Source organism: Nocardioides sp. YIM B13467 (assembly GCF_042788075.1).
Classification (GTDB): domain Bacteria; phylum Actinomycetota; class Actinomycetes; order Propionibacteriales; family Nocardioidaceae; genus Nocardioides.
On record NZ_JBHZPJ010000046.1, the window covers coordinates 1,959,919 to 1,985,162 of the forward strand.

24 protein-coding genes are annotated in these 25,244 nt (G+C 67.8%); 23 read left to right on the plus strand and 1 reads right to left on the minus strand.

The window, feature by feature from the left end:
- Nucleotides 1-173: 173 nt before the first annotated feature.
- The 15 genes from pgsA to ACFX43_RS16530 all read left to right on the plus strand — a co-directional run bounded on the left by pgsA (nucleotide 174) and on the right by ACFX43_RS16530 (nucleotide 13,241).
- Nucleotides 174-794 carry a phosphatidylinositol phosphate synthase gene (gene pgsA, locus ACFX43_RS16460; RefSeq protein ID WP_378829597.1) on the plus strand — a complete coding sequence of 207 codons (621 nt, stop codon included), beginning with the start codon at nucleotides 174-176 and terminating at the stop codon, nucleotides 792-794.
- Nucleotides 791-1,564 carry an inositol monophosphatase family protein gene (locus tag ACFX43_RS16465; protein WP_378829608.1) on the plus strand — a complete coding sequence of 258 codons (774 nt, stop codon included), beginning with the start codon at nucleotides 791-793 and terminating at the stop codon, nucleotides 1,562-1,564. Before pgsA ends, ACFX43_RS16465 begins: the two co-directional genes overlap by 4 nt.
- Nucleotides 1,565-1,656: 92 nt before the next feature.
- Complete coding sequence (pdxS, locus tag ACFX43_RS16470; RefSeq protein ID WP_378829613.1) at nucleotides 1,657-2,553, plus strand: pyridoxal 5'-phosphate synthase lyase subunit PdxS; 897 nt, start codon at nucleotides 1,657-1,659, stop codon at nucleotides 2,551-2,553.
- Nucleotides 2,550-3,122: a pyridoxal 5'-phosphate synthase glutaminase subunit PdxT gene (gene pdxT, locus ACFX43_RS16475; RefSeq protein ID WP_378829619.1), complete on the plus strand. Its 573-nt coding sequence runs from the start codon at nucleotides 2,550-2,552 to the stop codon at nucleotides 3,120-3,122. Before pdxS ends, pdxT begins: the two co-directional genes overlap by 4 nt.
- Before the next feature lie 107 nt (nucleotides 3,123-3,229).
- Nucleotides 3,230-3,997: a YebC/PmpR family DNA-binding transcriptional regulator gene (locus tag ACFX43_RS16480; RefSeq protein WP_378829627.1), complete on the plus strand. Its 768-nt coding sequence runs from the start codon at nucleotides 3,230-3,232 to the stop codon at nucleotides 3,995-3,997.
- Between the two features lie 171 nt (nucleotides 3,998-4,168).
- The gene (gene ruvC, locus ACFX43_RS16485) at nucleotides 4,169-4,693 is read left to right on the plus strand and encodes a crossover junction endodeoxyribonuclease RuvC (RefSeq protein WP_378829634.1); all 525 of its coding nucleotides are present in this window, start codon (nucleotides 4,169-4,171) and stop codon (nucleotides 4,691-4,693) included.
- Nucleotides 4,690-5,289 (plus strand): Holliday junction branch migration protein RuvA, encoded by a 600-nt coding sequence (gene ruvA, locus ACFX43_RS16490; protein WP_378829638.1) that lies wholly within the window; start codon nucleotides 4,690-4,692, stop codon nucleotides 5,287-5,289. The genes ruvC and ruvA overlap by 4 nt, the downstream gene beginning before the upstream one ends.
- Before the next feature lie 6 nt (nucleotides 5,290-5,295).
- Nucleotides 5,296-6,378: a Holliday junction branch migration DNA helicase RuvB gene (ruvB, locus tag ACFX43_RS16495; RefSeq protein ID WP_378829644.1), complete on the plus strand. Its 1,083-nt coding sequence runs from the start codon at nucleotides 5,296-5,298 to the stop codon at nucleotides 6,376-6,378.
- 87 nt (nucleotides 6,379-6,465) lie between these two features.
- The gene (gene yajC / locus ACFX43_RS16500; RefSeq protein WP_350714983.1) at nucleotides 6,466-6,834 is read left to right on the plus strand and encodes a preprotein translocase subunit YajC; all 369 of its coding nucleotides are present in this window, start codon (nucleotides 6,466-6,468) and stop codon (nucleotides 6,832-6,834) included.
- 7 nt (nucleotides 6,835-6,841) lie between these two features.
- Nucleotides 6,842-8,548 carry a protein translocase subunit SecD gene (secD, locus tag ACFX43_RS16505; RefSeq protein WP_378829662.1) on the plus strand — a complete coding sequence of 569 codons (1,707 nt, stop codon included), beginning with the start codon at nucleotides 6,842-6,844 and terminating at the stop codon, nucleotides 8,546-8,548.
- Nucleotides 8,548-9,789, plus strand: a complete 1,242-nt coding sequence (secF, locus tag ACFX43_RS16510; protein WP_378829667.1) for a protein translocase subunit SecF — start codon at nucleotides 8,548-8,550, stop codon at nucleotides 9,787-9,789. Before secD ends, secF begins: the two co-directional genes overlap by 1 nt.
- Nucleotides 9,786-10,352: an adenine phosphoribosyltransferase gene (locus tag ACFX43_RS16515; RefSeq protein WP_378829673.1), complete on the plus strand. Its 567-nt coding sequence runs from the start codon at nucleotides 9,786-9,788 to the stop codon at nucleotides 10,350-10,352. Before secF ends, ACFX43_RS16515 begins: the two co-directional genes overlap by 4 nt.
- A 75-nt stretch (nucleotides 10,353-10,427) precedes the next feature.
- Nucleotides 10,428-12,743, plus strand: a complete 2,316-nt coding sequence (locus tag ACFX43_RS16520) for a bifunctional (p)ppGpp synthetase/guanosine-3',5'-bis(diphosphate) 3'-pyrophosphohydrolase (RefSeq protein WP_355020150.1) — start codon at nucleotides 10,428-10,430, stop codon at nucleotides 12,741-12,743.
- 15 nt (nucleotides 12,744-12,758) lie between these two features.
- Nucleotides 12,759-12,959: a hypothetical protein gene (locus ACFX43_RS16525; RefSeq protein ID WP_378829680.1), complete on the plus strand. Its 201-nt coding sequence runs from the start codon at nucleotides 12,759-12,761 to the stop codon at nucleotides 12,957-12,959.
- A gap of 120 nt (nucleotides 12,960-13,079) precedes the next feature.
- The gene (locus ACFX43_RS16530; RefSeq protein ID WP_378829682.1) at nucleotides 13,080-13,241 is read left to right on the plus strand and encodes a hypothetical protein; all 162 of its coding nucleotides are present in this window, start codon (nucleotides 13,080-13,082) and stop codon (nucleotides 13,239-13,241) included.
- 143 nt (nucleotides 13,242-13,384) lie between these two features.
- On the opposite strand, the gene ACFX43_RS16535 is transcribed toward ACFX43_RS16530, so the two are convergent.
- Nucleotides 13,385-14,623: a DUF349 domain-containing protein gene (locus tag ACFX43_RS16535; protein WP_378829689.1), complete on the minus strand. Its 1,239-nt coding sequence runs from the start codon at nucleotides 14,621-14,623 to the stop codon at nucleotides 13,385-13,387.
- 188 nt (nucleotides 14,624-14,811) lie between these two features.
- Here ACFX43_RS16535 and ACFX43_RS16540 point away from each other — a divergent pair, with 188 nt between their 5' ends.
- The 8 genes from ACFX43_RS16540 (at nucleotide 14,812) to ACFX43_RS16575 (ending at nucleotide 25,164) form a co-directional block, all read left to right on the plus strand.
- Nucleotides 14,812-15,507, plus strand: coding sequence for an MBL fold metallo-hydrolase (locus ACFX43_RS16540; protein WP_357354043.1), 696 nt, complete (start codon nucleotides 14,812-14,814; stop codon nucleotides 15,505-15,507).
- Nucleotides 15,504-16,853 carry a histidine--tRNA ligase gene (gene hisS, locus ACFX43_RS16545; RefSeq protein ID WP_378829704.1) on the plus strand — a complete coding sequence of 450 codons (1,350 nt, stop codon included), beginning with the start codon at nucleotides 15,504-15,506 and terminating at the stop codon, nucleotides 16,851-16,853. Before ACFX43_RS16540 ends, hisS begins: the two co-directional genes overlap by 4 nt.
- Nucleotides 16,850-18,634, plus strand: coding sequence for an aspartate--tRNA ligase (gene aspS / locus ACFX43_RS16550; RefSeq protein WP_378829712.1), 1,785 nt, complete (start codon nucleotides 16,850-16,852; stop codon nucleotides 18,632-18,634). The genes hisS and aspS overlap by 4 nt, the downstream gene beginning before the upstream one ends.
- Nucleotides 18,635-18,878: 244 nt before the next feature.
- The gene (locus ACFX43_RS16555) at nucleotides 18,879-19,892 is read left to right on the plus strand and encodes an ABC transporter permease (RefSeq protein ID WP_378829721.1); all 1,014 of its coding nucleotides are present in this window, start codon (nucleotides 18,879-18,881) and stop codon (nucleotides 19,890-19,892) included.
- A 96-nt stretch (nucleotides 19,893-19,988) separates the two neighbouring features.
- Nucleotides 19,989-21,695, plus strand: a complete 1,707-nt coding sequence (locus tag ACFX43_RS16560) for an ABC transporter substrate-binding protein (RefSeq protein ID WP_378829728.1) — start codon at nucleotides 19,989-19,991, stop codon at nucleotides 21,693-21,695.
- Between the two features lie 165 nt (nucleotides 21,696-21,860).
- On the plus strand, nucleotides 21,861-22,877 hold the full coding sequence (locus tag ACFX43_RS16565) for an ABC transporter permease (protein WP_378829739.1): 1,017 nt from the start codon (nucleotides 21,861-21,863) through the stop codon (nucleotides 22,875-22,877).
- Between the two features lie 14 nt (nucleotides 22,878-22,891).
- On the plus strand, nucleotides 22,892-23,977 hold the full coding sequence (locus ACFX43_RS16570; protein WP_378829749.1) for an ABC transporter ATP-binding protein: 1,086 nt from the start codon (nucleotides 22,892-22,894) through the stop codon (nucleotides 23,975-23,977).
- On the plus strand, nucleotides 23,977-25,164 hold the full coding sequence (locus ACFX43_RS16575) for an ABC transporter ATP-binding protein (protein WP_378829759.1): 1,188 nt from the start codon (nucleotides 23,977-23,979) through the stop codon (nucleotides 25,162-25,164). Before ACFX43_RS16570 ends, ACFX43_RS16575 begins: the two co-directional genes overlap by 1 nt.
- The last annotated feature ends 80 nt before the right edge of the window (nucleotides 25,165-25,244 follow it).

The window sequence follows — 25,244 nt, forward strand, 5'->3', positions numbered from 1 at the left end:
CTACGAGGCCGACCCCGACCCCGCCGTCCGCTCCCGCTACGCCGAGGTCCGCGATCTGACCGAAGGAACCTAGCCGAGACGTCAGTCACGTCGCCCGAGACGTCAGTTGTACCGATCGAGTTTGCAGTTCGGTCGACCGAGTTGTCGGCGGAATCCGATAGCGTGGCCGCGCCATGTTGGATCACATCAAAGGCTTCGTTCAGGGAGTCGTCCTCGCACCCATCGTCCGGCTGTTCGTGGCGCTGAAGATCAGCCCCGATGTCGTGACGCTCGTCGGCACCATCGGAGTAGCGGTCGGAGCGCTGGCGTTCTACCCGCGCGGCGAGCTGCTGGCCGGCACGATCTTCATCACCTGCTTCGTCTTCAGCGACCTGATCGACGGGGCGATGGCGCGTGCCGTCGGTCGTACGTCGAAGTTCGGTGCTTTCTGGGACTCCACCCTCGACCGGTTCGGCGACGGCGCGGTCTTCGGTGGCCTGGCTCTCTACTTCGCCGGTCCGGGTGACTCCGACCTCTATCTCGCACTGTCCCTGTGGTGCCTCGTCGTAGGTGCGGTCACCTCCTACGCCCGCGCCCGCGCCGAGTCGCTGGGCTTCACCGCCAACGTCGGCATCGCCGAGCGAGCCGACCGTCTGGTCCTTGTCCTCGTGATGACCGGCTTCGCCGGCATCTTCTCCCTCGACCTGCTCATCTACATCGCGCTGTGGATCCTCGCCGTCGCCTCGACCGTCACCGTCGGCCAGCGCGTCTGGACCGTCCGCAAGCAGGCACTCGCCGAGGAAGCGGCCTCGTGACCGCGCCGACCGAGGCAGACGTACGCCTGGCCGCGGAGCTCGTCCGCGGCGCCGGCTCGCTCGCCGCGAAGATGCGCATCGAGGGAGTCGGTGACTCGATCGAGACCAAGACCTCGGTCTCCGACGTGGTCACCGCCGCCGACAAGGCCGCCGAGAAGGCGATCGTCGAACGGCTGACGGTCGAGCACCCCGGCGACGGCATCCTCGGAGAAGAGGGATCGGCCCGCGAGTCGACCACCGGCCGGGTGTGGACCATCGACCCGGTCGACGGCACCTACAACTTCGTACGCGGCCTCGACTGGTGGTGCTCCGCGCTGGCGCTGACCGACGGCGACGGCATCATCCTGGGTGCGATCTACTCACCGGCGGAGGACGCGGTCTACGTCGGCGGCCCCGAGCTGCCCACGACCCGCAACGGTGTCCGGCTCGACGCGATGCCCGACACGCCGCTCGCCCTCGCCTGCCTCACCACCTACCTCCACCCCTCGAAGCTGAAGCACCCGGTCGGCGAGGCGTACGTCCGCGTCGCCAGCGGCGCCGCCTCCATCCGGATCCTCGGCTCCGGCTCGATGGACCTCACCGCCATCGCCCAGGGAAAGCTCCACCTCTTCTGCCAGCACTCCGTCCCCGACTGGGACCGCCTCCCCGGCGCCGCCCTCGTCCTGGGGGCCGGCGGAGCCACGACCCAGGTGGAGGCCGGTGGCGTCACCTGGTCGCTGGCCGGCGCCCCCACCGCGGTGGCCGAGGCCGCCGAGGCGTTGGCCGGGTAGCAGTCCACTTGGAGCAGTCCACTTTGGGAACAGTGGCCTGACCAGGGCTTTCCGAGGGTGGCGTACGCCTTGTCCCGACCTACGATCGCCCCATGGCAACAAGCATGAATGAGACGGGAACCTCGCGGGTCAAGCGCGGGATGGCGGAGATGCTCAAGGGCGGCGTGATCATGGACGTGGTCACCGCCGAGCAGGCGAAGATCGCCGAGGACGCCGGGGCGGTGGCGGTGATGGCGCTCGAGCGCGTTCCCGCCGACATCCGCGCCCAGGGCGGCGTGAGCCGCATGTCCGACCCCGACATGATCGACGGCATCATCGAGGCCGTCTCCATCCCGGTCATGGCCAAGGCCCGGATCGGCCACTTCGCCGAGGCCCAGGTGCTGCAGAGCCTCGGGGTGGACTACATCGACGAGTCCGAGGTGCTGACCCCGGCCGACTACGAGAACCACATCGACAAGTGGGCCTTCACCGTGCCGTTCGTGTGCGGTGCGACCAACCTCGGCGAGGCTCTGCGCCGTATCACCGAGGGCGCGGCGATGATCCGCTCCAAGGGCGAGGCCGGCACCGGCGACGTGTCCAACGCGGTCACCCACATGCGTACGATCCGCCACGAGATCCGCCGCCTCGGCGCCCTCGCCGAGGACGAGCTCTACGTGGCCGCCAAGGAGCTCCAGGCTCCCTACGAGCTGGTCAAGGAGGTCGCCGCGAACGGAAAGCTCCCGGTCGTCCTGTTCACCGCCGGCGGCATCGCGACCCCTGCCGACGCCGCGATGATGATGCAGCTCGGCGCCGAGGGCGTCTTCGTCGGCTCCGGCATCTTCAAGTCCGGTAACCCGGTCCAGCGCGCCGAGGCGATCGTCAAGGCGACCACCTTCCACGACGACCCCGACGTCGTCGCCAAGGTCTCCCGCGGCCTCGGCGAGGCCATGGTCGGCATCAACGTCGACGAGCCCGCCAGGTCGATCCAGTTCGCGGAGCGCGGCTGGTGACCACCCTCGGCGTACTCGCCCTCCAGGGCGACGTCCGCGAGCACCTCGCCGCTCTCGACCGACTGGGGGTGAAGGGAACGTCCGTACGCCGCCGGGAGGAGCTCGACGCGTGCGACGCGCTCGTCATCCCCGGCGGTGAGTCGACGACGATGTGGCGCCTGGCGCGTACGTTCGAGCTCCTCGACCCGCTCCGCGAGCGGGTCCGTGGCGGGATGCCGGCGCTCGGCACCTGCGCCGGGATGGTGCTCCTGGCCGACCGGCTGCTCGACGCGGCCCAGGGCCAGGAGACCATCGGCGGGCTCGACATCACCGTCCGGCGCAACGCCTTCGGGCGGCAGACGGAGTCGTTCGAGACCGACCTGGAGGTCACCGGCCTCGACGACACGGTCCACGGTGTCTTCATCCGGGCGCCCTGGGTCGAGCAGATCGGCCCGGGCGTGGAGGTGCTGGCGAGCGTGGGGGAGCACCCCGTCGCCGTATGTCAGAACCAGCTCATGGCGACCTCGTTCCATCCCGAGGTCAACGCCGACGACCGCCTGCATCGGCTCTTCCTCGACACCTGCTGCTGACGGTGACGTACGGCACGTAGTTAGAATGGGCATCTGCTGCCCTGTGACGACTCCGGTGGCGGCTCGACAAGCATCAGCGACGACGCGGGGCAAAGGACGGTTTCCAGATGAGCGGCCACTCCAAGTGGGCAACGACGAAGCACAAGAAGGCGGCGATCGACGCCAAGCGCGGCAAGCTCTTCGCCAAGCTCATCAAGACGATCGAGATCGCGGCCAAGACCGGCGGTCCCGACCCGTCGGGCAACCCGACCCTCTACGACGCGATCCAGAAGGCCAAGAAGCAGTCAGTCCCCAACGACAACATCGACCGTGCGGTCAAGCGCGGTGGTGGGCTCGACGGCGGCGGGGTCAGCTACGACACGATCATGTACGAGGTCTACGGCCCCCAGGGCGTGGCGCTCCTCATCGAGTGTCTGACCGACAACCGCAACCGGGCGGCCATGGAGGTGCGCACCGCGGTCACCCGCAACGGCGGCACCATGGCCGACCCGGGCTCGGTCTCGCGACTCTTCGACCGCAAGGGCGTCGTCGTCGTGGCCAAGGCGCAGGAGGGCAAGGAGATCTCCGAGGACGACCTCCTCGAGGCCACCCTCGACGCCGGTGCCGAGGACGTCAACGACCTCGGTGAGTCCTTCGAGATCGTCTCCGACCCGTCCGACGTCGTCGCGGTCCGCACCGCGCTGCAGGACGCCGGCATCGACTACGACTCCGCCGAGGTCCAGTTCGTCGCGAGCATGGACATCCCGGTCGCCGACGCCCCGTCCGCCGAGAAGGTCTTCAAGCTCATCGACGCCGTCGACGACCTCGACGACGTACAGAACGTCTTCTCCAACGCAGACATCCCCGACGAGGTCATGGAGACCGTCGACGCCTGAGCACCACCGGCCGAATCGGTAGTTTCGGCGGGTCGAATCGTTGGTTGTGGGCGACGAAACTCCACTTTCGTCGCCCACAACTGCATTCTCGGCGGGGCGTGTCAGGGGCTGGAGAGACAAGCCCTAGTCTGTACGCTACGAACAGGCGTTCGATCGGACGAAGGAGTGGGCGTGCGGGTGCTTGGGATCGACCCCGGCCTGACCCGGTGCGGGATGGGCGTGGTCGACGGGTCGCTCGGCCGGCCGCTGTCGATGGTGGACGTCGGAGTGATCCGTACGTCCTCCGACCTTCCCGTCTGGGAGCGGCTGGTGAGCATCGAGAAGGGGATCGACGCCTGGATCGAGGAGCACCAGCCCGACGCGGTCGCGATCGAGCGGATCTTCGCGCGCTCGAACGTCTCCACGATCATGGGTACGGCCCAGGCCAGCGGCCTCGCCATGGTCTGCGCCGCCCGGCGCGGTCTGCCCGTCGCCCTGCACACGCCCTCGGAGGTCAAGGCCGCCGTCTCCGGCAACGGCCGGGCCGACAAGCAGCAGGTGACCGCGATGGTGACCCGCATCCTGCGGCTCTCGACTCCGCCGAAGCCTGCCGACGCCGCCGACGCGCTCGCGCTGGCCATCACCCACCAGTGGCGCGGAGGCGCCCAGAACCGCATCGAAGCCGCGGTCGCCGCGGCCGGAAGGGTCCGTAGATGATCGCGTCCGTACGCGGCAAGGTCGCCGCAGTCAGTCTCTCCACCGCCGTCGTCGAGGTCGGCGGCATCGGCATCGAGCTGCTCTGCACCCCCAACACGCTGGCCACCCTCCGCACCGGTGAGGAGGCGCACCTGCCGACCAGCCTGGTCGTGCGCGAGGACTCGCTGACCCTCTTCGGCTTCACCGACACCGACGAGCGCACCCTCTTCGAGCTCCTCCAGACCGCCTCCGGCGTCGGCCCGAAGCTCGCCCAGGCGATGCTCGCCGTCCTCTCGCCCGACGGCATCCGCCTGGCCATCGCGGGCGAGGACGCCAAGACCCTCACCAAGGTCCCCGGCATCGGCCAGAAGGGCGCCCAGCGGATCATCCTTGAGCTCAAGGACAGGATCGGCGCACCGACCGGCACCGCCTCCGTCCCAGCGCGCGCCGCCGCAGCGGCGCCGTGGCGCGACCAGGTCACCGAAGCCCTCGTCGGCCTGGGCTACAACGCCCGGGACGCCGACAAGGCGGTGACCGCGATCGAGCCCGAGGCCGGCGACCAGGCCAACATCTCGTTGCTGCTCCGGGCAGCTCTACGCACCCTTTCGAAGGCATAAGCACCCATGCATGAGGACGACCTGGACCGAGCCGAGGAAGACTACTTCTCCTCGCTCACCATCGCCGAGGCCGACGGCGACGACCGGGCCGTCGAGGCTGCGCTGCGCCCCAAGACCCTCGACGAGCTGATCGGCCAGCAACGCGTCCGCGAGCAGCTCGGTCTCGTCCTGGAGGCGGCGCGGCAGCGTGAGCGGGCCCCCGACCACGTACTCCTGTCCGGGCCGCCGGGCCTCGGCAAGACCACCCTCGCGATGATCATCGCGGCCGAGATGTCGGCGCCGCTTCGGATCACGAGCGGCCCGGCGATCACCCATGCCGGCGACCTGGCCGCGATCCTGAGCGGGCTCAACGAGGGCGAGGTGCTCTTCGTCGACGAGATCCACCGGATGAGCCGACCCGCCGAGGAGATGCTCTACCTGGCGATGGAGGACTTCCGGGTCGACGTGGTCATCGGCAAGGGCCCGGGCGCGACCGCGATCCCGATCGACCTGCCGCCGTTCACGCTGGTCGGCGCGACCACACGCGCCGGCCTCCTTCCCGGCCCGCTCCGGGACAGGTTCGGCTTCACCGGCCATCTCGAGCTCTACGACCCGCCCGACCTCGAGCTGATCGTGCGCCGCTCCGCGGGGCTGCTCGACGTCACCCTCAAGGACGACGGCGCCGCCGAGATCGCCGGCCGCTCCCGCGGCACCCCGCGGATCGCCAACCGGCTGTTGCGCCGCGTGCGCGACTATGCCCAGGTCAAGGCCGACGGCACGGTCACCCAGCAGATCGCCGAGAAGGCGCTCGATCTCTATGAGGTCGACCCGCTCGGCCTGGACCGCCTCGACCTGGCCGTGCTCGATGCCCTGTGCCGGAGGTTCGGCGGGGGCCCGGTCGGCATCTCCACCCTCGCCGTCGCGGTGGGGGAGGAGCGCGAGACCGTCGAGGAGGTGGCCGAGCCGTTCCTGGTGCGTACCGGCTTCCTGGCTCGTACGCCGCGTGGCCGGGTGGCGACCCCGGCAGCATGGGAGCACCTCGGGCTGCCGGTACCGGCCAACGCCGAGGCTGCGGCCTGGTCCAGGGACACGCTCTGGGATGAGGCCTGATTCACAGTCCCAACCAGGTGCCTGGTTAGACTTGCACGTCGCCGTGCGCCTGCCGGTGACCACTCAGACTGTCGGAGCCGAACCCCCGTGGAATTCCTTCCTTTTATCGTCATCATCGTCCTGTTCTACTTCCTGTTGATCAGGCCGCAGCAGAAGCGTGCGAAGCAGGCTCGTGAGCTCCAGCTCAACCTCCAGCCGGGTGACCGGGTGATGCTGACTGCCGGGCTCTTCGGCACGGTGACGGAGGTCGAGGAGACCACGACGAACATCAAGGTCGAGATCGCCGACGGCGTCGTCATCCAGGTCGTGCGCCAGGCCGTGGCCCAGAAGGTCACCGAGGCGCCTGCGGAGGAGTCTGACGAGGAGACCGGCGAGGAGCGCGAGGTCGAGGCTGCGGCCGACGAGACCTCCGCCGACGCCGAGAACGTCATCGTGGACCTCGACAAGAAGGACTGACCAACACATGGCACGCAAGACAGCGCGCCCCGGCCGGACACTCGCACTGCTCTTCTTGGCCATTGCGATCATGTTCGGCGGCATCGCGTTCGCCGGCACCTGGAAGCCCGAGCTGGGCCTCGACCTGCGCGGCGGCACCGAGATCTCGATGACCGCGGAGAACTCCGAGGGCGGATCGGTCCCGAGGGAGAGCCTCGACGAGGCCAAGTCGATCATCGACCAGCGCGTCAACGGCTCCGGCATCACCGGCGGCCGGGTGACCACCGAGGGCAACGACGTCATCAAGGTCTCCATCCCCGGCACCGGTAAGGTGCAGCAGGAGACCGCCGAGCGCGTCCGTCAGACCGCGAAGCTCCGCTTCCGCCTGGTCGCCTGCAGCCCGCAGAAGACGTGTGGCGCCGCGGACCCCAGCGGCTCGATGGTCGAGGACCCCTCGGCCGGCACCGTGCCGGGCACCTCGCCGCGCGCGGCGTTCGGTGGCGAGACCGCCAGCGCCTCCGAGAAGGCGACCGCCTCGGACAAGGCTTCCGAGAAGGCCTCCGAGAGCGCCGACCCGAGCGCCAGCCCCTCGGCGAGCGCCAAGCCGGAGAAGCAGAACGAGAACAAGGTCGTCAAGGTCGACGACGCGGTCGAATTCATGCGCAACGTGCCGCAGGAGTGGGCGACCGCCTACAACTCCTTCACCTGCCCCGCCCCGGGCGCCGAGCCGGCCGAGGACATCCCCGGAAAGCCGCTGCTGACCTGTGACGAGGACGGCGTCCCCTACCTGCTGACGCCTGCCGTCATCGAGGGCACGGAGATCAGCGAGGCCTCCTACGGCATCCCGCAGCAGCAGGCCAACTACGTGGTGACCCTGGACTTCAAGTCCGAGGGCAACAAGGTCTTCGCCGACACCACCGGCGCCATCGCCGGCACCGGCGAGCAGTTCGCGATCGTCCTGGACGCCAAGGTGATCTCGGCCCCGACCGCCGACTCGCGGATCAGCGGAGGTGCCCAGATCAGCGGCGACTTCACTCAGGAGTCCGCCGCCGCGCTGGCCAACAACCTGAAGTACGGCTCGCTGCCGCTCGACTTCCCCGAGGACGGCATCCAGACCCGGGTCATCGGCCCGACCCTGGCCGGAAACCAGCTCACCGCCGGACTCTGGGCCGGTCTGGTCGGCCTGATCCTGGTGGTGATCTTCTCGATCCTCTACTACCGCGCGATGAGCATCGTGGTGATCGGGTCTCTGCTCGTGGCAGGTGCTCTGACCTACGGGATGATCCTGCTGCTCAGCGAGACCGCCGGCGTCACCCTGGACCTTCCGGGCGTGGCCGGTCTGATCGTCGGTATCGGCATCACCGCCGACTCCTTCATCATCCTCTACGAGAGGATGCGTGACGACATGCGTGATGGCCGCTCGATGCGGGTGGCCGTCGACACCGCCTGGGTCCGGGCCCGCAACACCTGCCTGGCCTCCGACGGCGTCTCGTTCCTGGCCGCCTTCGTGCTCTACGTCTTCGCGACCAACGAGGTCAAGGGCTTCGCCTTCATGCTCGGCCTGACCACGATCATCGACGTGCTGGTGTTCTTCTGGTTCACCCACCCGATGACGAAGCTGATGGCCGGTTGGGGCTTCTTCAACAAGGGCCACGTGCTCTCCGGCATGGACAAGCGCGCTATCGGCACCGTCGACGCCCCTACGGGCACCACTCTGGTCGGAGGCAAGGCCTGATGAGCAAGTTCTCCTTCTCCCAGCTCGGCAAGGAGCTCTACACCGGCGAGAAGTCCTTCGACTTCGTCGGTCGCCGGATGGTCTGGTACGCCGCCTCCGCGGTCGTGCTCGTCGCGGTCGTCCTCGGTGTCTGGCTCCAGGGCATCAACCTCGGCATCGACTTCACCGGCGGCACGCGCTACACCGTGACCGTCGCGCAGGCCGACCAGGAGCTCGCCGACGACCTGCGCACGGCGGTCGGTGACACGGCGGTCGAGGCCGCCGACGGAGCCACGGTGCGCACGGCCGGCCCCAAGTCGATCGTCATCGAGACCAAGGCGATCCCCGACGGCTCCGAGGCTGACAACTCGCTCATGGAGGCGATCACCAAGACCGCCGACGTGGCCGAGGACGACATCAGCCGCACCGGCATCGGCCCCAGCTGGGGCCAGCGGGTCGCCTCGAAGGCGGCACTCGCGCTGGGCATCTTCCTCGTCGGCGTGGTCCTGTTCATCTGGATCTACTTCCGCGAGTGGAAGATGTCGGTCGCGGCCGTCGTCGCGCTGCTCCACGACGTGGTGATCACGGTCGGCGTCTACGCGATCGTCGGTTTCGAGGTGACCCCGGCAACGGTCACCGGCTTCCTGACGATTCTCGGCTACTCGCTCTACGACACCGTGGTGGTCTTCGACAAGGTCAAGGAGAACACCCGCAACCTGTCGCAGAAGAAGCAGACCTACGCCGCCGCGGCCAACCTGGCGATCAACCAGACCCTGGTCCGTTCGGTGAACACCTCGATCATCGGTCTGCTGCCGGTCGTCGCGATCCTCTACGTCAGCACCGTCCAGCTCGGCACCTCCTCGCTGAAGGACATCTCCCTGGTCCTCTTCGTCGGTATGGCCGTCGGCACCTACTCCTCGATCTTCATCGCCACCCCGCTCCTGGTGCACCTGAAGTCGAAGGAGAAGGACGTCGTCGATGCCGACAAGCGTGCCGCCGCGCGGATGAAGGAAGCCGACAAGTACGCCGCGGTGCCGGTCTTCGACGAGGGCATGCCGGTCGCGGAGGGTGACGAGCCGGACGAGCTCCGCGACGCTCCCTCCGAGGACCTTCACGAGGCCGGTGTGAGCCGGGGCACCAGCCCCAACCGCTCCGCGACCGGCCGGGGCCGCAACGTACCCGACAACCGTCGTGAGGTCTCCGACAGCGGTGCCGCCGGGCGTCCGCAGCCCAAGCGCGAGTCGAGGTCGAAGCGGAAGTGACTGTCTCCGAGACGGCCGCTGGTGGCCGGTCGCTCGAGGAAACCCTCGAGCGGCTGGTCGCCGACGTTCCCGACTTCCCGGAGCCGGGCGTCGGGTTCAAGGACATCACCCCGTTGCTGGCCGACCACGCGGGCTTCAGCCAGGTGGTGGAGGCGCTCGCCGCTCCGGCGCGCGACGCCGACGGCAACGTGACCGTCACCAAGGTGCTCGGCATGGAGTCGCGGGGCTTCATCCTCGGCGCCCCGGCGGCGCTCCACCTCGGCGTCGGCTTCGTGCCCGTCCGCAAGGCCGGCAAGCTGCCCCGCGAGACCCACGCGGTCTCCTACTCGCTGGAGTACGGCGAGGCCACCCTGGAGATCCACACCGACGCGGTCGCGCCGGGGGAGCGGGTGCTGGTCATCGACGACGTGCTCGCGACCGGCGGCACCGCGGCGGCCACGATCGAGCTCGTCGAGCGCTGCGGCGGTGTCGTCGCGGGCGTCTCGGTTCTGCTCGAGCTCGGCTTCCTCGACCCGCGCAGCAAGCTGCCGGACACGCCGGTGCACACACTGCTCACCAGCTAGCAGGTGGCCCGCAAGTGTCCAACCCGCAAGTGTCGTCCTAGCCAACGCTCCGGGTCGGGCCGGTAGACTCTGGCTATGGCAGAGGATCGCATCGTCGCGCAGCCTCGTGCGCACAACATCGAGGCGCGGGAGAGCAGTGGCCCGGCCCCGTCGGGCCGCAGTGTCCGTGCGCGCCTGGCCCGGATCGGCGGACGTGGCACGCCGGGCAATCCTGTGCTGGAGCCGCTGTTCCGGGCGGTGAGGTCCAACCACCCGAAGGCCGACCTGGCGCTGCTGGAGCGGGCGTACGTCACCGCCGAGCGCCTCCACGGCACGCAGATGCGCAAGAGCGGCGATCCCTACATCACCCACCCGCTCGCGGTGACCACGATCCTCGCCGAGCTCGGCATGACCGAGCCGACCCTGGTGGCGGCGCTGCTGCACGACACCGTCGAGGACACGCCCTACACGCTCAAGGAGCTCACCCGGGACTTCGGCGAGGAGGTCGCCCACCTCGTCGACGGCGTCACCAAGCTCGACAAGGTCACCTACGGCGACTCCGCGCAGGCCGAGACGATCCGCAAGATGGTCGTGGCGATGTCCCGCGACATCCGGGTGCTGGTGATCAAGCTGGCCGACCGCCTGCACAACATGCGTACGCTGCGCTACGTCCCGCAGAAGAGCCAGGAGCGCAGCGCTCGCGAGACCCTCGACATCTACGCGCCGCTGGCCCACCGGCTCGGCATGAACACCATCAAGTTCGAGCTCGAGGACCTCGCCTTCGCGACCCTCTACCCGAAGATGTACGACGAGCTCGTCCGCCTCGTCGCCGACCGCAACCCGTCACGGGAGAAGTTCCTGGCCCAGGTCATCGATCAGGTCGAGCGCGACCTGCACGAGGCCCGGATCAAGGCGACGGTCACCGGTCGACCCAAGCACTACTACTCGATCTACCAGAAGATGATCGTCGGCGGTAAGGACTTCTCCGACATCAACGACCTGGTCGGCATCCGGATCCTGGTCGAGGACGAGCGCGACTGCTACTCCGTCCTCGGCATCCTTCACTCGCGGTGGAACCCCGTCCTGGGGCGCTTCAAGGACTACATCGCGATGCCGAAGTTCAACATGTACCAGTCGCTGCACACGACCGTGATCGGCCCGCAGGGCAAGCCGGTCGAGCTGCAGATCCGCACCTTCGCGATGCACCGCCGTGCCGAGTTCGGTGTGGCTGCCCACTGGAAGTACAAGGAGGACGGCCGCGCCGGTGTCGACACCGACCGGCCGATGGACAACGACATGAGCTGGGTCAAGCAGCTCATGGACTGGCAGTCGGAGGTCAACGACCCCGGCGAGTTCCTGGAGTCGCTGCGCTTCGAGATGAAGCGCACCGAGGTCTACGTCTTCACGCCCAAGGGCGACGTGATCGCGCTGCCGGCCGACGCGACCCCCGTCGACTTCGCCTACGCCGTCCACACCGAGGTCGGCAACAAGACCATCGGCGCCCGGGTCAACGGCCGTCTGGTGCCGTTGGAGTCGACCCTGGAGAGCGGCGACGTCGTCGAGGTCTTCACCTCCAAGTCGCCCAACGCCGGTCCGTCGCGGGACTGGACCTCCTTCGTCAAGTCCAACCGGGCCAAGGCGAAGATCCGGCAGTGGCACACCCGTGAGCGCCGCGACGAGGCCATCGAGAAGGGCCAGGACGCGATCGCCCGGCTGATGCGCAAGGAGGGCCTGCCCCTCAAGCGGCTGATGTCGCGCGAGTCGCTCATGCTCGCCGCAGACCACTTCGACCTCGCCGACGTCGACGCGCTCTACGCCGCGGTCGGCGAGAGCCACCTCTCCGCCCAGGCGGTCGTACGCCGCGTCATCGAGGACCACGGCGGCGATGACGGTGCCGCCGAGGACCTCGCCGAGGCCATCAACGTCGGCCGCAGGCGCCACGGCAAGGTCTCCACCGCCAACTCCGACGCCGGCGTGATCGTCAAGGGTTCCCCGGACGTCTGGGTCAAGCTCGCCAAGTGCTGCACACCGGTGCCCGGCGACGACATCCTCGGCTTCGTCACCAAGGGCGGGGGAGTCTCCGTCCACCGCACCGACTGCACCAACGCCGCCGAGCTCCGCTCCCACCCCGAGCGTCTGCTCGAGGTCGAGTGGGGCTCCACGTCCAACTCGGTCTTCCTGGTCAACATCCAGGTCGAGGCGCTCGACCGCGCCCGGCTCCTGTCCGACATCACGATGGCGCTCTCCGACGCCCACGTGAACATCCTCTCGGCCCAGCTGACCACCACTCGCGACCGCGTCGCGAAGTCCCGCTTCTCCTTCGAGATGGCCGACTCCAAGCACCTGGACACCGTCTTGAAGCAGGTACGCACCGTTCCCGGCGTCTTCGACGCCTACCGCGTCACCCAATGAGAAAGTGAGCATCTCGTGGATCCGTTCACCTGGTTTCTGATCGCCGCAGGCGTCGTCTTCATCGGCGCGATCGTGTGGCTGGTGCTGAGAAAGCCGTCGGGAGGCATCGATGAGTCCGTCGCGAGCCGGAACCGGGGCCAGGCCCTGGGAGAGGCCGAGTATCAAGGGCGCCCGCACCACGGCGGTTCGGACGGTGGGATCTCCGGCGTCTTGTGACCATCGCCGAGCCGGCGCGTCGTCGCTACTGATACCCCAGGCAACGGGACGTTCGTGCCGACTGGATCGTTGTCCTGGAAAGATGCGTCGACTCGGGCGCACGACAGAGGGAGGCACGACATGTTCACCTGGATCCTCATCATCGGCGGCGTACTTCTCCTCGCAGGCATCGTCTGGACCGCCCTGGGCAAGGGAGGGAAGGCCGTCGACCACAACGACGTGCGCCAAGCGAAGATCCGCAACTCCGCGAAGGGCGACTACTACGGCGGCGCCGGCCTGTGACCCCATGCCGAGTCGGCGCGTCATGACGAGCCGACTCGGCGGATATTTCCGTCAGGACGAGCCGGCTCGGCCGGATTCTGCGTCAGAACGCGCCGACTCGGCGCGCCTGAGTGGGACAGACGCGCCGAGTCGGGGTTGGGTCGTCAGCTGAAGTCGGCGCTGGCGCGCTTGGCCATCTCGAGGAACTGGCGACGCGACTCGAGGTTCTCCTCGAGGCTCTTGATCTTGCGGGCGTCACCCGAGGCCTGGGCCTTGGCGAGGTCGCTCTCGACCTGGGCGATGGCCTCCTCGAGCTTGGCGATCATGTCGTCAGCTCGAGCGGACTTCTCCGGGTCGGACTTGCGCCACTGGTCGTCCTCGGCGGACTTGATGGCCTGCTCGACCTTGCGCATCGCGCCCTCGAGCTCCTTGATGCGGTCGCGCGGGACCTTGCCGGCCTCGTCCCAACGGTCGGCGATGTCGCGGAAGGACCGCTTCACCGCGTCGAGGTCGTCGCCCTTCTCCAGCAGCGGGAGAAGCTCCTGCGCCTCGGCGAGCAGACCTTCCTTGACCACGGCGTTCTGCGCGAACTCGGCGTCGAGCGCCGCGTTGGCGGAGTCACGGGCACCGAAGAAGACGTCCTGGGCGGCCCGGAACTGCTTCCAGAGCTTGTCGTCGACGTCCTTCGGGGCCGGCCCGGCGGCCTTCCAGTCGCGCATCAGATCGCGGTAGCGCCCGGCGGTGGGGCCCCAGTCGGTGGAGGTGGAGAGCTGCTCGGCCTCGACGATGATCCGCTCCTTGATCACCTTGGCGTCCTCGCGCCGGGCGTTGAGCTCGGCGAAGTGGGCCTTGCGGCGACGCGTGTAGGCGGTGCGCGCCGTCGAGAAGCGTCGCCACAGCGCGTCGTCGGACCCGCGGTCGATGCGGGGGAGCGCCTTCCACTGGTCGAGCAGCTCGCGCAGCCGGTTGGCACCGTTGCGCCAGTCGTTGCTCTGGGCCAGCTTCTCGGCCTCGTCGACGAGAGCCTCCTTGGCGACCTTCGCCTCGGCCGCCTTCGCGGCCCGCTCGGCCTTACGGGCCTCGCGCTGCGTGGCGATGACCGGAGCGAGTGCCTCCAGCCGTGCCACCAGCGAGGCCAGATCACCGACGGCGTTGGCGTCGGTCACCTTCTCCACGACGGTCTTGACCGCCGCGGTCGCCTCGTCGGGCGACGTCTTGCCCGCATGCACGCGCCGCTCGAGCTGCTCGACCTCGAAGGCGAGCTGGTCGAACCGGTTGGTGAAGAAGGCAAGTGCCTCCTCCGGCGTGCCTTCCGGGTATTGCCCCACGGAACGCTCGCCCTCAGCGGTCTTCACGTAGACCGTTCCGTCTTCCTCGACCCGACCCCACTGCTCGCTGGTCACAATGTCCCTACTCTTCGCATGAGGCGCTAACCTCTTATGAAATCTCCCCCGCCGGACACCGTGCTCGTCACAGTCCCGGTCGGCTCAACTTGCAGGTCCCCGTGGTGTCCCGGCACACCTCGGGATGCCCATCGTAGTCAGACGCCACGATGCGGCGCTGCACTGTACCGCTGGATAGGGTGTTTCTCGTGTTGATCGCAGGCTTTCCCGCCGGTCCGTGGGGCACCAACTGCTACGTCGCCGCCACCGGTCCGGGCACCGAGTGTGTCGTGATCGACCCCGGGAAGGACGCCGCCAAGGGCATCGAGGAGATCGTCCGGGAGCAGCGCCTCAAGCCGGTCGCCGTGCTCCTCACCCACGGCCACGTCGACCACATGTGGTCCGTGACCCCGGTGAGCAAGACGTACGACTCGACGGCGTGGATCCACCCCAACGACCGTCACCTCCTGGCCGATCCGCTCCAGGGCATCTCGCCGGAGTCGGCGCAGATGCTGCTCGGTATGCCGCAGGGGACCTACGACTTCGTGGAGCCCGACGACGTCCGCGAGCTCACCGACGGCCAGGCCATCGACCTGGCCGGGATGAGCTTCCTGATCGACCATACGCCCGGGCATACCGAGGGGTCGGTCACCTTCCGGACTCCCTACCCCGACCACGCCGAGGTCAGTGACGTGATGTTCTCCGGCGACCTGCTCTTCGCGGGCAGCATCGGGCGTACGGACCTCCCCGGCGGTGACCACGCCACGATGCTGCAGTCCCTGACCACCAAGGTGCTGCCCCTCGCCGACGACATCGTGGTGCTCCCCGGCCATGGCGAACAGACCTCGATCGGGCGCGAGCGCGCCACCAACCCGTTTCTTCAGGACCTGATCACCACACCATGAACAAGCCAACACCGCTCTCCGGCTTCCCGGAGTTCCTGCCGAGCCAGCGCACCGTCGAGCGCGAGGTCATCGCGACCCTGAGCCGCACCTTCGAGCTGCACGGCTTCGGCAACATCGAGACCCGTGCCGTCGAGCCGATGGACCAGCTGCTGCGCAAGGGTGACACCTCCAAGGAGGTCTACGTCCTGCGCCGCCTGCAGGAGGAGGACAACGCCAGGGACAAGGGGATGGGGCTCCACTTCGACCTCACCGTCCCCTTCGCCCGCTACGTGCTCGAGAACGCCGGCAAGCTGGAGTTCCCCTTCCGCCGCTACCAGATCCAGAAGGTCTGGCGAGGTGAGCGCCCGCAGGAAGGCCGCTTCCGCGAGTTCGCGCAGGCCGACATCGACATCGTCGGACGCGACACGCTCCCGTTCCACCACGACGTCGAGGTCGCCCGGGTCATGCTCGAGGCCCTCGGCAAGCTGACGTTCCTGCCCGGGTTCACGCTCCAGGTCAACAACCGCAAGCTGATCCAGGGCTTCTACGCCGGTCTCGGCGCTCCGGACGTCGAGGAGACCATGCGGCTCATCGACAAGCTCGACAAGATGCCTGCCGACGAGGTCGGCAAGCTGCTGGTCTCCGAGGCGGGGCTGAGCGACGAGCAGGCCGCCAAGTGCCTCGAGCTCGCCACGATCACCGCAACCGACGACTCCTTCGTGGAGAAGGTCCGTGCCCTCGGGGTCGAGAGCGAGCTGCTCGAGGAGGGCCTGACCGAGCTGGCCACGCTGATCACCGCCACCGCGCCCCTCAACACCGATTCCGTACGTGTCGTGGCCGACCTGAGCATCGCCCGCGGTTTGGACTACTACACCGGCACCGTCTTCGAGACCCGCCTCGACGGCTATGAGTCGCTGGGCAGCATCTGCTCCGGTGGCCGCTACGACGCGCTCGCCAGCGACGGGAAGACCACCTACCCGGGCGTCGGGATCTCGCTCGGCGTCAGCCGCGTCCTGGTGCCGCTGGTGCAGAAGGGCGTGCTCGACGGGGACCGCAAGGTCCCGAGCACCGTCCTGGTCGCCGTCTCCGACGAGGAGAGCAGGGCCGAGGCCGATTCGGCGGCCCAGCAGCTGCGCGCTCACAATGTTGCCTGCGAGGTCTCGCCCAACGCCGCCAAGTTCGGCAAGCAGATCCGCTTCGCGGAGCGCCGCGGCATCCCGTACGTCCTCTTCACCACCGAAGGCGGCTACGAGATCAAGGACATCCGCACCGGCGACCAGGTCCCGGCCGACCCGGCCACCTGGACGCCGCAGAACGAGAGCGACCTGAAGCCTCAGGTCGTCGCGAACAACGAGGAGAAGAAGTGATCCGCACCCACGACGCCGGCACCCTGCGTGCCGAGCACGTCGGCCAGACCGTGACCCTCGCCGGCTGGGTAGGCCGCCGACGCGATCACGGCGGGGTCGCGTTCCTCGATCTGCGTGAGTCCAGCGGGGTGGTCCAGGTCGTCGTCCGCGACGAGGAGATCGCTCACCACCTGCGCAACGAATACTGCATCAAGGTCACCGGCGAGGTCGTCGCGCGCACCGAGGAGAACCTCAACCCGAACCTCGCCACCGGCGAGATCGAGATCGTCGCCAAGGACCTCGAGGTACTCAGCGCGGCCGCGGCCCTCCCGTTCCCGATCGACGACCATGTAGAGGTCGGCGAGGACGTACGTTTCAAGCACCGCTACCTCGACCTGCGCCGCACCGCCCCCGGCAACGCCATCCGACTGCGCTCGAAGGCCAACAAGGCCGCCCGTGACGTGCTGGCCGGTCACGACTTCGTCGAGATCGAGACCCCGACGCTGACCCGCAGCACCCCCGAGGGCGCCCGTGACTTCCTGGTCCCGGCCCGCCTGCAGCCAGGCTCGTGGTACGCGCTGCCGCAGTCCCCGCAGCTGTTCAAGCAGCTGCTCATGGTCGGCGGCATGGAGCGCTACTACCAGCTCGCCCGCGCCTACCGTGACGAGGACTTCCGCGCCGACCGGCAGCCGGAGTTCACCCAGCTCGACATCGAGATGAGCTTCGTCGAGCAGGACGACGTGATCGCCCTCGGCGAGGAGATCGTCGCGGCGCTGTGGAAGCTGATCGGCTACGACGTCCCGCTCCCGCTGCCGCGGATGACCTACGCCGACGCGATGGCCAAGTACGGCTCCGACAAGCCCGACCTGCGCTTCGGCATCGAGATCACCGAGTGCACCGACTACTTCTCCGAGACGACGTTCCGCGTCTTCCAGGCGCCCTACGTCGGCGCCGTGGTGATGCCGGGCGGCGCGAGCCAGCCGCGGCGTCAGCTCGACGGCTGGCAGGACTGGGCCAAGCAGCGTGGAGCCAAGGGCCTGGCGTACGTCCTGGTCCAGGAGGACGGCTCGCTGACCGGTCCGGTCGCCAAGAACCTCTCCGAGACCGAGGCCGCCGGACTGGCGGCCCATGTCGGCGCGAACCCCGGCGACTGCATCTTCTTCGCCGCCGGCGCGCCCAAGTCGAGCCGCTCCCTGCTGGGTGCCGCCCGGCTGGAGATCGGCAACCGTCTCGACCTCCGCAAGGACGGCGAGTGGAGCTTCCTGTGGGTCGTCGACGCGCCGCTGCTCGAGCCGGCATCCGAGGCGGTCGAGTCCGGTGACGTCGCGGTCGGTGCGGGGGAGTGGACCGCGGTCCACCACGCCTTCACCAGCCCGCAGGACGTCGAGGCCTTCGACAAGGACCCCGGTAACGCGATCGCGTGGGCGTACGACATCGTCTGCAACGGCAACGAGATCGGCGGCGGATCGATCCGTATCCACCGCGAGGACGTCCAGAAGCGGGTCTTCGACCTGATGGGGATCGGCGAGGAGGCGGCCGAGGAGAAGTTCGGCTTCCTGCTCGAGGCGTTCAAGTTCGGTGCCCCGCCGCACGGCGGCATCGCCTTCGGCTGGGACCGCGTCGTCGCCCTCCTCGCCGGCACCGACTCCATCCGCGACGTGATCGCCTTCCCGAAGACAGGTGCCGGCTACGACCCGCTCACCGCAGCTCCTGCGCCGATCACCCCCGAGCAGCGCAAGGAGGCGGGCGTCGACGCACGGCCGGCTCCTCAGGCTGCCGCCGAGGGCGAATCGGCGAACTGAGCGCGCTTCGAGCAAAGCCAACAGAGTCTCCGGGACCGGTCCGCCGGTCCCGGAGACTCTTGGCATTCTCTAAGGAATTGCGAGAAGGCATCCCGATCTGCCGTATCACTGGTTGAAATCGGATCGTTACCGGTCCGGGCTCCATAGGGGCAAAGGGATCACATAGAGTTCCATCCGTCGACCTCGTGGGTCGGACGCTGCCGTGCGACGGCGGCACCCAGGATTACGACTAGACAGAGGAACCATGAGCGAATCGGCCACCGTGTTCGAAGGTGAAGAACTCTCGGGTGGATCGACACCTTCTGCTTCGCCTGAAGAGGCGAAGAAGATCGCCGGCAAGTCGCCGATGAAGCTGGCATGGATGCGGCTTCGCAAGGACAAGCTGACGATGGTGTCGCTGACGGTTGTCGTCCTGGTGGTCCTGGCCGCGGTGCTGGCCCCCCTGCTCGTCAAGATGGGCGTGCTGGACCCGTTCAGCTACAACCAGGATCTGCTCGACGCCAACACCATCCCCGAGGGCAGGTTCAGCGGTGCGAGCGCCGCACACCCGCTCGGCGTGGAGCCCGGCACCGGCCGCGACGCGATGTCCCGGTTCTGGTACGGGATCACCTTCTCGCTGGCCATCGCTCTGACCGCGGCGATCCTCTCGGTCGTCATTGGCGCGATCATCGGAATCATCGCCGGCTTCAGCGGTGGCTGGATGGACGCGATCCTGAGCCGCTTCACCGACCTGACCCTCTCCTTCCCCTCGACGCTGATGCTGCTGGCGCTCTCGGCCCTCGGTCTCGAGCTCGTGCAACAGGTGACCGGGCTGCCCAACGGTCCACTCGCGCAGGGCATCTACTGCACTGTGGTGCTCGCGATCTTCGGCTGGACCAGCACGGCCCGTGTGGTCCGAGGGCAGGTGCTCTCGATCAAACAGCGAGAGTTCGTCGAGGCCGCGATCGTGCTGGGCGCCTCCAAGCCGCGGATCTACTTCAAGGAGATCCTGCCGAACCTCTGGGCTCCGCTGCTGGTCCTGGTCACCTTGATGATGCCGGCCTACATCTCGGCCGAGGCCGCCCTGAGCTACCTTCAGGTCAGCGTGAAGCCGCCGACGCCGACGCTCGGCAACGTCCTCGCGGACTCGCTGAAATACGCTCAGGTGGATCCGTTCTACTTCTTCATGCCCGCGATCATCATCGCGACGATCGTGATCTCGTTCAACCTTCTCGGGGACGGGTTGCGAGACGCCCTTGACCCCAAGGGTGACAGGTGAGCCTCGGGGCTCCGTACACACACAGGTGACCCGCCCGGGACACCGTTACGGCGTCAGTTGTCAGAGGCTGACGGCGACCACACCAAGGAGAAACGAATGCTCAAGAAGCGAGCTAAGTACGTAGCGGTGAGTGCCGCCGGCGTGCTCGGTCTTTCGCTGGGCCTGGCTGCCTGTGGCGGCGGGGACGGCGGCGGTGACTCGAGCGCCAAGGGCCTGACCATCGTCACCGAGGACCCGTGGGACCACCTGGACCCGCAGCGGATCTACGTGGGCGAGACGATCTCCCACACCACGCGTCTGGTCTACCGCAAGCTGCTCTCGAACCCGGCGTCGACCGACCCTGAGGTCTCGCAGAAGCCGATCCCGGACCTGGCGACCGACGAGGGCACCTCGACCGAGGGCGCGAAGACCTGGTCGTTCACCATCAAGGACGGCGTGAAGTGGCAGGACGGCTCCGAGATCACGTGTGAGGACTTCGCCTACGGCGCCTCGCGCAACTTCGCCGCCGACGAGCTCACCGGTGGTCCGGGCTTCTACCTGACCGCGAAGCTCGCGCTCAAGGGTGAGTACCCGGGCCCGTACACCGCGACCCCGGAGCAGCAGGCCGACTTCGACCAGGCGGTGACTTGCGATGGCAAGACCATCACCTACAAGTTCAAGTCGCCGTGGCCGGACTTCCCGCTGGCGATCTCGTCGCTGCACATGATGGACCCGTACAAGAAGTCCGAGGACAAGGGCGCCAAGAACGACGACGTCATCTTCTCCAACGGCCCGTACAAGGTCGACACCTGGAACGCCCAGAAGGGCGGCACCCTGGTGCGCAACGACGAGTACGACCCGGAGACCGACGACAAGTCGCTCCGTGAGGCGAAGCCGGACACCATCACCGTCGAGTTCGGTGAGAAGGCCGCGACGACCTACGAGAAGCTGTTCTCCGACAGCCCCGACTCGCAGACGACCATCGTCAGCGGCTCGCGCGTCCCGCCGGAGTTCTTCCCCCGCCTCACCGAGGCCGGTGTCAAGGACCGCTACGTCCAGGTCCAGTCGCCCTACGTCGACTACCTGGTTCCGAACCAGAACCAGATGAAGGACCCGAAGGTTCGTAAGGCCCTGGCCCTCGCGACCAACGTCGAGTCGTGGATCGCCGCCGGCGGTGGCGAGAAGGCCTACACCCCGGCCGACTCCATCGTGAACCCGGCCGTTCCGGGCTACGTGGCCAACCCGGCCTACAAGGACCGCAACCTCAAGGGTGACCCGGCCGCAGCCAAGAAGCTCCTCACCGAGGCCGGCGCCGAGATGCCGTACCCGATCACCTTCACCTACCCGCAGAGCGACACCGCTGACAAGCAGGCCTCTGCGCTGGTCGAAGGCTGGGAGGCTGCGGGCTTCAAGGTCACGCTCGACCCGCTGGGTGACGTCTACTACTCCAACATCCAGAAGCCGTCCAACAAGGCTGACGTGATGTGGGGCGGTTGGGGCGCCGACTGGGGCTCCGCGATGACCGTCACCGCGGCGCTGTTCGACAGCCGTCAGATCGAGAAGACCACCAACGGTCAGAACTACGGTAACTACAAGAACCCGGCCGTCGACAAGCTGTTCGACAACGCCGCCAACTCGGCCACCATCGAGGAGCAGAACAAGTTCCTCCAGGAGGCCGACGCGACCCTGGGCGAGGACGTCGCCTACATCCCGCTGGAGATCGCGACCTTCAACTGGGTCCACGGCTCCAAGGTGAAGGACTTCATCACCACCGATGCCTCCTCGTCCTACCCGGACCTGGCGACCATCGACGTCGAGGACTGATCCTTCAGCTCCGCAACACCGTTCGGACGGCCCTGAGCCGATCCGAACATGGAGGCGGGGCTCGCCAGAGCCCCGCCTCTCCCATGTACCTGGACACGATTCCCCCCGGACGACACCCCACGACGGTGGTGGTCCGGCCGATCCCAATGAAGGTGAGACCCACCGATGGTCGCCTACATCATCCGGCGCGTGATCGTCGGCTTGCTCATGCTGGTGGCGATGAGCTTCATCGTCTTCGCACTGTTCCTGAAGAACCCGGTCGACCCTGCGCAGTTCTCCTGCGGCAAGAACTGCCCGCCTGAGCGCATCGAGGAGACCCGTCAGGCCCTCGGCTACGACCAGCCGCTGTTGGTCCAGTGGGGCAACTTCGCGAAGGGCGTCGTCGTCGGCCGCGAGTACCCCGCCGACGAGGCGATGCGCGAGGCGAACCCCGAGCTGGTGACCGAGTGCCCGGCGCCCTGCCTGGGCTACTCCCAGCAGCTGCAGATGACGGTCAACGATGAGATCGCGGAGGCAGCGCCGATCTCGATCTCGATCGCCCTGGTCGCGGTCACCATCTGGGTCGTCTTCGGAGTTCTGTTCGGAGTGCTCGCGGCGGTCTTCAAGGGAACCCTCGTTGACCGCGGGGTCGTCGGAGCCACACTGTCCCTCTATGCCTTCCCGACCTTCTTCGTGGGTGCTTTGCTGATCAACTTCGTAGCCATCAAATGGGGGATCTTCCCGGCGCCGGGATACGTACCGATAGCCGAGGGTGGTGTCGGGCAGTGGCTGGTCCAGCTCATGCTCCCCGGGTTCACTCTCGCGGCGGTCTACATGGCGGGCTACGTACGCATGACCCGGGCGTTCGTGCTCGAGTCGATGAGCGAGGACTACATCCGCACCGCGAAGTCGAAGGGCGTCAAGAGCAACAAGGTGCTCTTCAAGCACGCGCTGCGCGCGGCGCTGACCCCGCTGGTGACGATGTTCGGTCTCGACTTCGCTGCCGTCCTCGGCGGCGCGATCATCACCGAGGACGTCTTCAACTACTACGGTCTCGGAAAGCTCGCGGTGACCGCGAACGAGACCTACGACCTTCCGACCATCGTGGGCCTGGTGTTGCTCCTCGGGGCTCTGGTGATCCTCGCCAACATCGTCGTCGACGTCCTGTACGCCTTCATCGACCCGCGCGTGCGCCTCGCCTGAGGAGGATCTGATCCATGACTGACCTTTCCACGACGCCCGAGACGAGGCCCGCCAACGATGGCGCGTTCCTCTCGGTGCGTGACCTGAAGGTTCACTTCTCCACCTCCGACGGCATCGTCAAGGCGACCGACGGCCTCTCCTTCGAGCTCGAGCGCGGCAAGACGCTCGGCATCGTGGGCGAGTCCGGCTCCGGCAAGTCGGTCTCCAGCTCGGCGATCATGGGGCTGCACCGCGGCACCAACGCCATCCTCAGCGGCGAGATCATGCTCGACGGGGTCGACCTGCTCAAGGTGAGCAACGAGGAGATGCGCAAGCGACGCGGCCGCGACGTGGCGATGATCTTCCAGGACCCGCTCTCCGCGATGCACCCCTACTACTCGGTGGGCAACCAGATCATGGAGGCCTACCAGGTCCACAACAACGTCACCAAGAGGGAGGCGCGCAAGCGCGCCATCGAGATGCTCGACCGCGTCGGCATCCCGCAGCCCGACCGTCGCGTGGACGACTACCCGCACCAGTTCTCCGGCGGTATGCGCCAGCGCGCGATGATCGCGATGGGCCTGATCAACAACCCGAGCCTGCTCATCGCCGACGAGCCGACCACCGCTCTTGACGTGACCGTCCAGGCGCAGATCCTCGACCTGCTCCAGGACCTGCAGCGCGACTTCGACGCGGCGGTCATCATCATCACCCACGACCTCGGCGTCGTGGCGGAGATGGCCGATGACGTCCTCGTGATGTACGCCGGCCGCGCGGTCGAGTACGGCCCGTGCAAGGAGATCCTCACCCACCCGCAGATGCCTTACACCTGGGGCCTGCTCTCCAGCGTGCCGGACCTGACCGCGTCGACCGAGGCCAAGCTGATCCCGATCCGGGGCAACCCGCCCTCGCTGCTGAACGCGCCGCCGGGATGCGCCTTCGAGCCGCGCTGTGACCACGTTGCGAAGGTGGGCGGCGACCTGTGCCGGACGACCCTTCCCGACCTCACCCCGGCCAGCAGCGGTGGCAACCACACCAAGCGGTGCCACATCAAGAACGCCGACGAGGTCTATGTGGCAGAGATCCTGCCCGAGATCGCCCCTGACCTGGTGGAGGACTGATGAGCGACACCACGACTGCCACCGCGGCCTCGGTCGCGCCGGCGAGCACGGAGACCGTGCTCTCGGTCGAGAACCTGAAGATGCACTTCCCGGTCAAGGGCAGCGGCGTGATCCGGCGTACGGTCGGGCACGTCAAGGCCGTCGACGGGGTCTCCTTCGAGGTGGCCAAGGGCAGCGCCCTGGGCCTCGTCGGTGAGTCCGGTTGTGGCAAGTCCACCACCGGGCGGATGGTGACGCGGCTCTACCAGCCCACCGAGGGGAAGATCAACTTCGAGGGCACCGACATCGCCAACTACTCGGGTAGGAAGCTGCACCCGATGCGCCGGGAGATCCAGATGATCTTCCAGGACCCGTCGACCTCGCTGAACCCGCGGCACACGGTCGGTTCGATCATCGGCGCGCCGCTGCGGATCCACAACATGGTGCCGAAGAACAAGGTGCTCAGCCGGGTCCAGGAGCTGCTCGAGCTCGTCGGGCTCAACCCCGAGCACTACAACCGCTACCCGCACGAGTTCTCCGGCGGTCAGCGCCAGCGCATCGGCATCGCCCGGGCCATGACCCTGCAGCCGAAGCTGCTCGTCGCCGACGAGCCGGTCTCCGCGCTGGACGTGTCGATCCAGGCCCAGGTGATCAACCTTCTGCAGGACCTGCAGAAGGAGTTCGACATCTCCTACCTGTTCATCGCGCACGACCTCGCCATCGTTCGCCACTTCTGCCCCGAGGTCGCGGTGATGTACCTCGGCAAGATCGTGGAGATCGGTGACCGCGAGTCGATCTACGAGCACGCTCACCACCCCTACACCCAGGCGCTGCTCTCCGCGGTGCCCGACGTGAAGCAGGCCGCGATCGGCGGCCGTCGTGAGCGGATTCGGCTGGAGGGCGACGTACCTTCGCCGATCAACCCGCCCTCGGGCTGCCACTTCCGCACCCGCTGCTCCCTCGCCAAGGACATCTGCTCCGTGGTCGAGCCGCCGCTGCTGCAGATCGGCAAGAAGCACAAGGTCGCCTGCCACTTCCCGGGTGAGATCCACCAGCACCCGGAGAAGCCGATCACCGCGCCGCTCCTGGGCGTCGACGAGTTCGGGGCCCCGGACCCGGGCGCCAGCCCGGCCGAGGTCCCGGGCGACGGCCCGGGGTACGCCGACACCTGGTACGACCTGGCGAACAACTCACGGGGTCGTGCCTGAGAATCTCCCGTATATCGTCGAGATTACGAAAGACGGTCCGCAGCCTTTGGCTGCGGACCGTCTTTGTTACGTATGTGTCA